This window comes from Mesorhizobium sp. M1C.F.Ca.ET.210.01.1.1 (assembly GCF_004791585.1).
Taxonomy (GTDB): Bacteria; Pseudomonadota; Alphaproteobacteria; order Rhizobiales; family Rhizobiaceae; genus Mesorhizobium.
Genome location: NZ_SRUU01000078.1, coordinates 1 through 2,531, shown reverse-complemented (window position 1 = coordinate 2,531; position 2,531 = coordinate 1). Strand labels below are relative to the sequence as shown.

Sequence of the window (2,531 nt, the reverse complement as noted above, 5' to 3'; positions counted from 1 at the left end):
CCGGAATCTGGAGGCTTCTGTGAGGTCCGCGGGCACGACGGAGCGGCCGGGTTGGCTGTCGGACCTCATTGCAAGCCGGATTGAACGGAGCCGCGGGCAGGACTGGCGCTATGGGGATTGTAGCCCGGATCTGTGGCCGGGATAGTCTTCGCCAGAATGATCAAGGGCCGTCGGGATGCAATGACGGCAAAGGACGCTGCGACAGGGGGCGGCATCTTGATGGCAGGTGCCGTCGGACAGGCTGTAGTGCCTTCTATCGCCGGGCTGGCTGCTTGCAGCCTTGTGCGATGGGCCAAGCGTTGGCGTTCCGGCGCCCATGGTGACGGATGCTGAGCATGGCGATGAGGAGGCGCCGGCCGCGATCATGAGGTGTCGCACCAGAACGGGCCGGGCGGTGCCTGTCCGCTGCGCCAGACTGCGAGCGTGATCATCCGTCCTCCACAGCATGGGCAGCGGTGCGTTGCCGCAAGAGGAGCGGCAGCGGCGCTTTCGGCATCCGGTTCGCGATCATCCTGTTGTGGTTTGGTCAGCAGCCTGCGGCACTGGTCGAGCCTGGCGGCGCGATGGCCGTTGGCGAGGAAGCCGTAGTGGCGGATGCGATGGAAGCCGTCCGGCAGCGTGTGCAGCAGGAAGCGGCGGATGAACTCGTGCGCGTCGAGCGTCATCACCTTTGTCCTTCCGCCATGACGATAATCCTTCCAGCGGAATCCGACACGATCGTTCTCCATGCTGATCAGCCGGGAATTGGCGATGGCGACGCGATGGGTGTAGCGACCGAGGTAGGCCAGCACCTGCCCTGGACCGCCGAACGGCGGTTTGGCGTAGACCACCCAGTCGAGGCGGCGCGACCTGGCCAACAGGCGGGTGAAGGCGGCTGGCTCGGTCAGGCCGGCAATGTCGCCGAAGAACTTGAGGCTGCGCGCGTCGAAGGCGGCTCGTAGGGCTTCCAGGAAGCGGCGGCGAAACAGGCGCGACAGGACGCGCACCGGAAGGAAGAACCCTGGCCGACAGGAGACCCAGCGCGAGCCGTCCGGCGAGACGCCACCGCCCGGCACGATGCAATGGATGTGCGGATGGTAGTGCAGGTTCTGCCCCCAGCTGTGCAGCACCGCGATGAGGCCGATCTCGGCGCCGAGATGTTTGGAATCGGCGGCGATCGTGCGCAGCGTCTCGGCCGCAGTCCTGAACAGGATGGCGTAAACCGCCGCCTTGTTCTGGAAGGCGATCGCGGCGACCTCGGCCGGCAACGTGAACACGACGTGGAAGTAGGGAACCGGCAGGAGTTCGGCCTCGCGTGCGGCGAGCCAGTCGCGGCAGGCCTGTCCCTGGCATTTTGGGCAATGCCGGTTGCGACAGGAATTGTAGGCCACGCGGATCGCCCCGCAGGATCGGCAGCCCTCGACATGGCCGCCGAGCGCGGCCGTCCGGCAGAGCTCGATCGCGCTCATCACACGCCGCTCGACACGTCCGAGATGGCCGTCATGAACCTGCCGATACGCCTCGCCGTGGCGGCCGAAGATATCCGCCACCTCCAGTCTCGCCGACACGGGCGGAACCGGTCAGCCCGGCGGCACCACTTCAACGTTCAGCCTGTCGAGCGGGCTCGTCGTGCGCCGGATGAGGCCGTTCGAGACCTTGGTGTAGCGTGCCGTCGAGGAAAGATTGTTGTGGCCAAGCAGCACCTGGATGATGCGGATATCGGTGCCGTTCTCGAGCAGATGCGTGGCGAAGGAGTGCCTGAGCGTGTGCACCGTCACCCGCTTGTCGATGCCGGCGGCAGCGCGCGCCGAGCGGCAGGCCGAATACAGCACCTGCACGTCGATGGGACGATTGGGGTCGCGGCCGGGAAACAGCCAGCCCTGCGGCTTCGCCAGTCGCCAGTAGACCCGTAGGATCCGAAGAAGCTGCGCCGACAGCATCACGGTGCGGTCCTTGCCGCCCTTGCCGTGACGAACGAGTATGACGCCGCGGCCGCTGTCGATATCGCCGACCTTCAGCCCGACGGTCTCCGAGGCGCGAAGACCCGCTGCGTAGGCCGTCGTCAGCGCCGTGCGCGTCTTCAGGCTCGGCACTGCCTCCAGGAAGTGGACGACCTCGTCGGCGCTGAGAACCACCGGCAGCGTGCGTGGCGAGCGGGCATAGACGATCCGTTCCGGAATCTCGGCATGGCCGAGTGTCACGCCGTAGAAGAACCGCAACGCGCACACCGTCTGGTTCAGCGCCGGCCACGAGATCCCGGTCGAGACCAGATGCACCTGAAAGGCGCGGACATCTTCAAGGCCAAGGCGGTCAGGGGATCGGCCGAAATGGCGGGAAAACTTCGCCACCGCGTGCACGTAGGATCGTTGCGTGGCCGGCGACAGATTGCGGATCGTCATGTCTTCGATCATGCGCCGGCGAAGAGGGCTCAACTCGGCCATCTCAGTGCTCCTGTTCCAAGATTGCGCTTCAACAGCCGCAATCCTTCAAAACAGAAGCCTCAACCGCAAACCGACCCGCCAAATGCCGCGTCAGCGGCTTCGTTCAATCCC

Annotated in this window: 2 protein-coding genes; both read right to left on the bottom strand. The window is 65.8% G+C overall.

The features are described from left to right. Positions 1–362: 362 nt before the first annotated feature. Positions 363–1,547 (bottom strand): IS91 family transposase, encoded by a 1,185-nt coding sequence (locus EN853_RS32950; RefSeq protein WP_127862950.1) that lies wholly within the window; start codon positions 1,545–1,547, stop codon positions 363–365. A gap of 12 nt (positions 1,548–1,559) precedes the next feature. Continuing rightward, complete coding sequence (locus EN853_RS32945; protein WP_127862951.1) at positions 1,560–2,420, bottom strand: site-specific integrase; 861 nt, start codon at positions 2,418–2,420, stop codon at positions 1,560–1,562. Positions 2,421–2,531 lie beyond the last annotated feature (111 nt).